The organism is Candidatus Colwellia aromaticivorans (assembly GCF_003333305.1).
Taxonomy (GTDB): Bacteria; Pseudomonadota; Gammaproteobacteria; order Enterobacterales; family Alteromonadaceae; genus Colwellia; species Colwellia aromaticivorans.
Map to the genome: position 1 here is coordinate 46,167 of NZ_QOLD01000035.1, position 9,673 is coordinate 55,839.

General features: G+C 38.4%; 8 protein-coding genes. All 8 read right to left on the reverse strand.

Features of this window, described 5'->3' with window-relative positions:
- Positions 1–30 precede the first annotated feature (30 nt).
- A complete protein-coding gene (locus DWA31_RS05670) occupies positions 31–768 on the reverse strand; it encodes an SDR family oxidoreductase (protein ID WP_114325679.1) in 738 nt (245 codons plus the stop codon).
- Positions 769–862: 94 nt separating this feature from the next.
- Entirely contained in the window at positions 863–2,215 is a 1,353-nt protein-coding gene (locus tag DWA31_RS05675) for an ATP-binding protein (RefSeq protein WP_168427290.1), read from the reverse strand.
- Positions 2,216–2,235: 20 nt separating this feature from the next.
- Complete coding sequence (locus tag DWA31_RS05680; RefSeq protein WP_114325681.1) at positions 2,236–2,895, reverse strand: response regulator; 660 nt, start codon at positions 2,893–2,895, stop codon at positions 2,236–2,238.
- Positions 2,896–3,380: 485 nt separating this feature from the next.
- Positions 3,381–3,557 (reverse strand): hypothetical protein, encoded by a 177-nt coding sequence (locus tag DWA31_RS17145; RefSeq protein ID WP_168427291.1) that lies wholly within the window; start codon positions 3,555–3,557, stop codon positions 3,381–3,383.
- 365 nt (positions 3,558–3,922) lie between these two features.
- The gene (locus DWA31_RS05690) at positions 3,923–6,319 is read right to left on the reverse strand and encodes a TonB-dependent receptor (RefSeq protein ID WP_114325682.1); all 2,397 of its coding nucleotides are present in this window, start codon (positions 6,317–6,319) and stop codon (positions 3,923–3,925) included.
- 704 nt (positions 6,320–7,023) lie between these two features.
- Entirely contained in the window at positions 7,024–7,341 is a 318-nt protein-coding gene (locus DWA31_RS05695; RefSeq protein WP_114325683.1) for a hypothetical protein, read from the reverse strand.
- Positions 7,342–7,452: 111 nt separating this feature from the next.
- Positions 7,453–7,707: an FAD-binding protein gene (locus tag DWA31_RS05700; RefSeq protein ID WP_114325684.1), complete on the reverse strand. Its 255-nt coding sequence runs from the start codon at positions 7,705–7,707 to the stop codon at positions 7,453–7,455.
- A 707-nt stretch (positions 7,708–8,414) separates the two neighbouring features.
- The gene (locus DWA31_RS05705; protein WP_114325685.1) at positions 8,415–9,404 is read right to left on the reverse strand and encodes a Fic family protein; all 990 of its coding nucleotides are present in this window, start codon (positions 9,402–9,404) and stop codon (positions 8,415–8,417) included.
- Positions 9,405–9,673 lie beyond the last annotated feature (269 nt).

The following is a 9,673-nucleotide window of genomic DNA, read 5'->3' on the forward strand; positions in this document are numbered from 1 at the left end:
TCAAACTCGTCAATTTATACTCAGGATGAATTAGTTTTTACTGCCACCAATATTAACGCCAAGACCACCATCTACGCGGATTGCTTGACCATTAATAAAGCTACATTTGTTGCTGCAAAGAAAGGCGATAAGCTCTGCCACTTCTTCAGGTTGACCAATACGACCAGTGAGGTGACTGGCATTTAATTCATCCATCATCGCCTCGGGATCAGTTGCTTGCTCCATAGCACCACGTAGCATTGGCGTATCAATAGTACCCGGACAGACAGCAACGCAACGAACTTTAGGAGAGAAATCAATAGCAATAGAGCGGGTTAACCCTAATATTGCCGCTTTACTGGTTGCATAAGCGGCTACATAAGGCTGGGCTACAAATGATTGCACACTGGCAACATTGACTATTAGCGCATTATCATTCATATGAGGGATGGTATATTTAGCGCATAAGAATGGACCTTTGACGTTAACCGCCATCACGTGATCCCATTCACTTTCACTCAAATCAACGGCGGTGCCATAAGAAAGTACGCCAGCATTGTTAATTAAACAATCAATAGCACCATAAGTTTCAACTACTTGCTTAATGGCCTGTTCAATCATTTTTGCGTTGCTGACATCACAACTAAGAAAAGCTATCTCAGCAGTTTTTAGCTCAGCGCTTTCTTTTAAGCCCAAGACAATAACGTTATAATGCTGTTCAGTTAATAGTTTGGCTGTTGCCAGTCCAATACCTGATTCGCCACCGGTAATTACGGCAATTTTTGACATGAGGCTTCCCTTACTATTTATCTAATGTAAGGGAATGATATGAGATGGAACTGAAATGGATCTGAAAGGAGAAGTAAACTTATACGGATTGGTATTAGCTCACTCTAGAAAACGTTACGGTAACCTTAACGCCATGGTCATTTTTCCATGAATCGATATCAAGTTTGGCCTGATGAACGGTAACTATACGCTGCACAATAGATAAACCAAGACCTGCGCCGGGCATTTCGTTTCCCGGTAACCGATAAAAGCTATCAATCATTTTTTCTCTTTCTTGTTCGGTAATAAATTTACTGTCGTTAGCGACATAAAACTCAATATGCTGGTCAGAGATATTTGCTGATACTTCTATTTGACTTCCTGAGGTAGCATAACGAAAAGCATTGGTGAGTAGATTTCGGATCAAAATACTGAGCACTTCTTTATTACCCTTTATTTGCCACGGTTCACTTTCTGGAAAATCGATGGCCAAACCTCTATCAACGGCTAAATGAGCTAAATCAGCCAAATCTTCAATAACAACGCTTCTTAAATCAACAGTGCCCATTTTAAGTTGTGAGTCTTGCGATTCAATTCTGGCTAACGTTAGTACTTGTTGTACGGTATAAACAGCCCGGTCTACTCTGGAAGCCATTCTGTCTAAAACATCAATAACTTCAGGGTTATCTGAACTGCGTTGGCACAGTTGTAATTCAGTTTTAATAGCAGCTAACGGCGTTTGTAACTCATGTGCCGCATTGGCAGTAAAACGATGCTCATTATCTATGGCATTTTTAAGACGGATCAGTAGACCATTAAGAGAATTAACCAAGGGGAATATTTCTTCAGGGATATTTTGTTCAGAAATTGGCACTAATGAATTTGGTTGCCGGTTTGCTACCTCAGCGGTAATTTTATTAATGGCGCTCAACCCTTTTTTACTACCAAAGTAAACACCAAAAATAGTAAAAGGAATAATCAAAATCATTGGGTATAACGCTTTTAAGCCAAAATCTATTGCATTTTGACGGGCATGTTTGGTATTCATGCCAACCGAGACCCAAAATATACTATCAATATTTTCATTATATATGCGCCAGCGGTTTTCTTTTCCTTTCTTCATGTAGGTATCATCAACAAAACCATTAACATTGGGAAAATCAAAACCAGGCGCACTTGAAGAACGATAAATTAATTGTCCTTTTGTATCCCACACAACAACATGAACATTATCCCAACCAATACTCTCAGTAATAGCTAAACTATCTGTTAACGGGTCATAACCCTCATTTACGGAAAATTGACTATAAAAGTTTTGAAATAGACGAGATGAGAAACGGATAAACTGAGCTTGCTCTTTTAAGTCGTTATCTAAGGTTTCAAATATAACGTTGGCAGCAGTATAAGAAGACGCCGAAGCGGCCAGTAACCATATAGCGCCATGCAGCATTAAACCAAAAAATATCATTCTGGTTTTTAAGGAATATCTCATCCTTTTTTAACTCGATAACCAACACTTCTTAGTGTTTCAATAAAATCACGACCAAAATACTTTCGTAAACGAGAAATGTAAACTTCAACAGTATTGCTTTCAATTTCATCTCCCCAAGCATACATGCCCTCTTCTAAACGTGATTTGGAAACAAAACGTCCAGCTCTAGACATGAGTGCTTCAAGTATTGAAAGCTCTTTTGCGGTAAGAATCACCGTTTTACCTGCGTGAGTGACAACTTTATCTTTTGGCTCTAACTCTACATCACCAGAAATTAACACCGGCCTAGCACGTCCAGAGCTACGTCTTAATAATGAACGTAACCTTGCAAAAAGTTCATCTATATCAAAGGGTTTAGTTAAATAATCATCGGCACCTAGATCAAGACTCTCTATTTTATCTTCGGTGGTATTTCGCGCCGTCAAGACCAATACTGGTATAGGATCATCGGCAGATCTTAATTTTTTTAAAATTTCATCGCCAGAAATATTAGGTAAACCCAGATCTAACACCATCATGTCATATTCACCAGCTTTAAGCATGGGAATAACTTTGGCGCCATCAGTTTCTAAATCTACGGCGTAGTTTTCAATACTCAAGGCAGACTTAAGAGATTCGCCTAATTGGTAGTCATCTTCAACTAATAAAACTCTCATGATAAACCTCTTAAAATATAAATAAGCTAAGCCATTGATGTTTAAGTATAACTAAAGTCAAAAATTCCACAACTGTCTGACGATTTTAAACATTTAAATCCTGAATATATCGAGTAGGGTGAGGCATTGCTGCCTCATCCCTCTCACAGAACCGTACGTACGGACCTCGTATACGGCTCCTGCATACTTCATATCACTAGTATTTGTGACCCAATATTATCATGACAACTAATATTGTGCGCTATATGGGGATAACTCAAATCTAACATGGTGGTAACATTCAATGTAGGTTTTGGCGTTCTAGCTCAAAGGCAATCTACCAAAGTTATCTACAAATACTTCCCGTATACGAGCATTTTCATCAGTTAACACTATTCCTAGCGCACCAAATCTACGTCTCCTGTTGATCAGACAGCTTGTGTATCCATGAGATAAATAAATTACTCATTACAGTCTTAAAGCATGCTTCCCCCCTTCGCAATCAATTAAAGCTTTTGACTAAAATTAACCCCATCAAACACAATGCTGATAGTCGGCTTGGTTTTCCCCTCCACACCATTACTGGCTTTCATCGGCCTAGCCTTACTCACTACTACGGGTTCATCTGCCACCTCACACTCGCAATACTCTTGAGTCACCTCTTGAATAATACGTCCAACCATTTTTGATCAAGTCATTTTGATTGGATACAATGCCAGGCTTCCCCAGTTACTGCACTAGCTCCCTGTTAGAAATTCCACCCTCAAACACAGTATTAGTCTGACTAAGTATAGGGCTTCGCGCTATTTTGGACGCTTACCCACCAATACCGCCGAAACAGGTTACGGTTAGTTGTGTACCTCTAACTTCCTATGGCTTCCTTCAGACCCCACCGTTAGCCAGTGACGCCCTTGCCATTCAGATCATCTTCCCCTTAGTCAGGGTGATAAGGCTTCTTTCAGCCTATCGGGTTTGCCAGCTTCGCTGGGCAAACAAAAAGGCCATTACTTAATAATAAGTAATGGCCTTAAGTAGTTAACAAGTTAGTTTAGAAGTTATAACCAAAGGTTAAACCAATTTGACGAGGTCGAACAGAATCATAAGAATAAGTATCTGTACTGCCACCGACTAACATTTTGCGAACATTACCTGATTCACGATCAAATAAGTTTTTAACAAAAAACTTCACGCTCCAATCACCATCAAGCGGCTCAAAACCTAAGTGATAATCAGCACGAAACTTTTTCACATCGTCATAGTTTATTTGCAAAGAGTTAGACAGTTTTACCCCCCAAGCATTAACATCGGTATGATAAAGCGGATGTAAATTTGTAGACCAAGAGGCCGGCTCTACACCAAAGTTAGAACCTATGCCTCGACCACTGAAATCACAAAACATTTGTGTAGTAGGACCTTCGCCCGTATCACAAAAACCCATAAACTCTTTATATTCAGTATCAATATAAGTTAACGCACCACTAAGAACAAAGTTACTAGAGATTAAGTAAATAAAGTCGGTTTCAATACCTTGGCTAACGGCTTCTTCCGCATTTAGCACATGAGTTTGTGCAAGTGTTATAGCGTTTACAGGGTCGGTAGAGCCTATATCAGTAAAAGTACCAGGGAAGTAATTATCTTGGCGAGGTAAATCACCAAATTGATAGTCTTCAAATACTTGGTAATAAACATCAATATTCCATTGTAAACGTTGGTCGAAAAATTGACCTTTCATACCTATTTCAATGGCGCGACTATCTTCCGGTTCAAAGGTGCGAATAGACTCCATAGGGGCAACCGTGCTCATATTAAAGCCACCTGAGCGATATGCGGTATCTAGTGCCAAGTAATACATCACATCTTCGTTTTGCTTATATTGAAGCTTAAAGCTACCTGATACATTGGTATAGGTTTCACTGCTCTTTGGAATACCAGGAAGAGAGACAGGATCAAATTCCATTTCAAATCCAGGGAAAAGAGCGGCATTCATCAAAACAGAAAAATCAGCTTTATTAGTTTTAGTTTCATCGTTATAGCGTAAACCACCACTAACAGTCCATTCATCATTTAAGTGGTAATTTAAATGGGCGAAATAACCAAATGATTCTGTTTCAGCTTCAGCACTTATAAGAGAGGTACGATCTACCGATGTGAAACCTAAACCGGGTAAAAATTGAGTTGCTCCATATTGTGAAAAGGTGCTTGAAGCACTACCATCTTTTGGCCCTTCACCTTCTAATTTTGAATAATAAAAGCCCAGTAAGTAATCAAAGGTATCGTTGTCTATATTACTTAAACGTAATTCTTGCGAAAATAAGTTTTGATTTGATTCAATTTCCAACAAGCCATCGGTAATTGGCGTACCATTTTGATCACTAACAAATTGAGTTTTAACTTCTTGATAATAAGTAATCGAGGTTAATGAATGGCTTTCAGTGTCATAGTTAAAGTTCAATTGGGCATCTTTTAAACGCGTTTTACTAAAATCTGCTATATCTGAAAAAATTCTGAAATCATCAGGGCTACCCAGTGGAATATCAGAACCTAAAGTTGATTCAAAAGTATCAGCTGAAGCTATAGTTCCTTGAGCTGCACCGTCTTTTTTATTGATATAATCAGGACCAAAACCTGGAATGTACGAAAAAACACGACCATTATAACTATCACTGTAATTTCCAATAAAGGTAATATCTAAATTATCATTTGGAATGTATTGTATTTTTACTCGCGCACCTTCACGTTTACTATCATTGGCGGGTTTATCTAAAAAATCATTATGAATATAACCATCATCATCGTCATAAAAAGCAGAAATACGCATGCCTAATTCACCTTCAATTAAAGGAATATTCACATGTGCTTTATTTGAAGTACCATAAGTGGAAGTTTCATCTGTATAAAAATGACTGCTAGAGAAACCACCGCCTATCTCGTACATATCGATACTTTTGGTGGTAATATTTATCGCACCTGCGGGGGCATTTTTACCATAAAGCGTACCTTGTGGGCCTCGCAATACTTCAACCCTGGCGATATCAGACAAAGAACCAAAAGCCGCGCCAACAGAGGTTTGGGCAACGCCATCGATAAAGACAACCACCGAGTCATCCATATTACCGGCAAACGCATCACGGCCAACACCACGCATTTTTATGGTACCACTTATCGCATCATCACCGGTTATTTCTAAACCCGGTGCAAGTTTTGATAAATCTTGAAAGTCAAAAGCGGCAATACTATCTAGCGCTTCTGAAGTAATTACGCTCATTGATACAGGCACTTCTTGCGAGCTTTCTTTAAACTTACGTGCAGTAACAGTAATTTTTTCGATTTTAAGTTCATCTTTTACTGTTGCTTCGCTTGCCGTGTCTTGCTGAGCAAAAACATGTGAAGTTATGCTAGTTAGTGAGGCTAAAAGAACTGCCTTGGTTATTGAGTTAAGTTTCATGTCTACTTCCCCTATGAATTCTATTATAATGCTATTTAGCTTTGTTGCTATTTAGCACAATGTTAATTTGAGTTTTATTGCTCAAATCATAATTTAGTAAAGTATTCCGATCTCTTGAAAGAGGCATTTTATTTAATAGAACTGTTCTAATCACAAACACTACAGGCTATTTATTAAACAAACCTGAATGGTAGCTAGGTTACTTTATCGTTACAGATTTACGTTAACGTCCACCAATAATCATAAGCAATGAGCAATGAGCACAGATTCTTCATTTATTATTGCCAGTAAATATTCAATTATGCTGGTTATACATTTCAAGCACGTTCAGCATAGGTTGAAGACAATCTTGAAGCTAAGTTGTATTTAGCCGACATTGGTACTTTTTTAACCCTTATATAGCCATCTCACTTCAAGGTGCAGGTTTCAGAGCGAGGTGAGCGAATGCAATTCAAGACATGTTGATGCAGCAATGGCTGGTATCGCGCTATATCTAAGGCAACACTTGCCTTATCAACCAAATAAAGAATAGAGCGATAATCAATACCGGCATGCTGCGCCAAATCAATTTCACAGGTTCGGCTATTGCTATAACCATTTTGACTGTTGTTAGGGACTTTCGAGGCTAATGTCGAAAGCGCATTAGCATTAAGTTCAGGAGTGGTAAAACCTTTATCACCGGCAAAACCACAGCAATAGATATGCTAAGGTACTATGACCTCGTTAACGCAGCGTTTAGCTAAGGCTATCATTTTTTCATTTAAACCCATACGGCGACTACTACAGGTAACATGCAACATTTCCGTTTCATCAAGTCGCTCAAATGACAAATAGTCACTCAAAATATCGCTGATAAAAGCGACTGGCTCATACATTTTAAGGGTCGAAATGTTTTCATTTTCTTCACATAGCCTAGATTTACAAGGGCTAGTATCAAATATAATCGGATACTGACCATGGTTACTTAAAGACTTAAGCTCAGTAAGCAAATCATGTTGTTTTTCATCCGCCTGTATAAACATGCCCTTACTTTTAAAAGGCATGCCACAACACATATCACTGGCATTATTTGCTGCTATGCCCGCAATTTTACAGGCATCTATAGAAGCGGGTTCAGGACCAATTTTACGTCCCTAAGGGAACAAGTATTTATTAGCATCGGCGCCGATAACCGCAGGCCCTAATTTAATTTTAAGTCCTAAATACAGAATTTCATGATGACGCCAGCTATTGGTTAGCATAACCAAGATAGAACCAGATTGTGCTTGTCCAGAGAGACTTGTTCCTGCAGCCCTAAAGGTAATGGCAAAATTAGCAACTCGCGCCAACATCATTATTGAAATGAGTTCGTCTTCATTATCAATTAATAAAACAACCTTGGGAATCAAACGATAAAAACTGGCATCTACGCCATAAGCCGCTTTGCGTAGTTTGTTATAATACGCTCTTTAGGTAACGATTGGCTGATATCTGAGACAAAGCTGAGGTAGGGTTTGGTTAGTATGGTAGAGCTTCCATTTAGTTTACCAAAACAAGTGATATACTATGGAAAAAACATTCCTGACCAATGTATCACTCATATGTAGCACAAATACAAAGCACTTTATCTTGGTTTTATGAACTAAACCTTAATTTTCATTGTTCTGTTTACACTTGCTGTTAATTTATACCAATTCAAATATGTTTCTTCCCCCGCAGCGAAAATTAAAAGGCTTGCATGCAGCGTTATTGATTTTATATTATTTTCTTTTGCGTCTTAAAACTAAAAATCAATAAACGATTGTTGCAGATGTAAAACGCAAAAAGGCCGATTCATTACGAATCGGCCTTTAAATATCTATTTATATAAGTTTAGTGGCTTGGGGGGACTTGCCCCCCCCCACAACCTAAGTCACCAGCCCCTCAAGAGGGTTTGCAAATAAAAGGTAAACCACGCAAATACAAACACTTAGCACACAAACCACAACTTGCTCATTTAAAAAAGCAAGCAGTACCAATCATTTGAGATCAATAACTTACATCTGAATTAGCAACCAAAATATTCAATAGCTTTGCTTATCATTAAAGTATTTTTATTTGTTAACTTTAGCTTATCTTACTTAATACCCTCGATAAGGTTTATCGTATCTTGGTAGCATTCTTTGCAAAAACTAGTAAAAGCTTTGAGCTCGTTTCCAACGTGATATAACGGTACTCCAACAGTAGGTGCTTCATGTTTAGCACTGTATCTAGAAAGGATGGCGATATAATCTAGCCTACGTGTGGCAGGTATCACAAGAGGAGCAAAACCTGCTCTCAGTAAAATAAGGTTCGCTATTAAACGTGCAATACGCCCATTTCCATCCCAAAAAGGGTGTATCTGACCAAAGATTAAATGAGCTGTAGCATACATAGTGATCGCTTCATCAATGCCGTGAGGATGACATGACTCAATGTACTCGACTAAAGCAACTATAAGTTTTGGCACATCAAAGGGTCGTGAGTACGCGTGGTATACTCTTGAGTTATTTTCAAGCAATAAGTAGGTTCCATTAGGTACGACTTTGAAGTTTCCATAAGGTTTATCTATATCGAATATAACATCAGTCTGAACGGCTTTATGTAGTTGCTTGATTTTATTTACAGTCAGCTCACTACTGATCATATCGTAAAGCAAGTCGATAGCTGTCGCATGTCCCATTACTTCTTTATGATCTTTTAAAGGCTTACCCGATACGGTTAAGCCTTCGTTTAATATAAACTGAGTTTCACCTAAATTTAGCGTATTACCCTCAAGTGCTGTTGAATTGTGCGTCCACATAGTACGCAACATGCTCAGTAGCTCTTGCTGTTTTGAGCTAGGTAAGTCCTCTAAGAATTTAAAGGTCGGTTTACTCTTTTGGGGTATATTTACGTATTTACGAGCCTTTCGTTCGCCCGTTATTAAAACTAACCCCTTTTTAGCAGCACTATTCAGCCACCGTTGTACTGTACGATTATCAACTTGGAAGTCTATTGCAGTTTTAATATCACTGATAGTCACAGATTTTTTGGCAGAACTTATGTAATTTAACACTAGTTCTTTTTCAATATTATTTTGTCGCATAAGAACTTTTATCGGACAACTATCAATTTATACGGCATTGTCGCATAAAGAATTTTATTGGACAAGTTTTGTTTTATACGACATCAGGTTCACAAAAATGACTGTCTTTTAATCGTTCATGAAATTAACTAGCAACCAAACGATCGAGTAGGGTGAGGCTCATGCCTCATCCCTCTCACAGAACCGTACGTACGGACCTCGTATACGGCTCATGCAATTTACTATTTCTCATCACTTTGATCAGTAATAAGAAGCGAGAACGCCTGTTT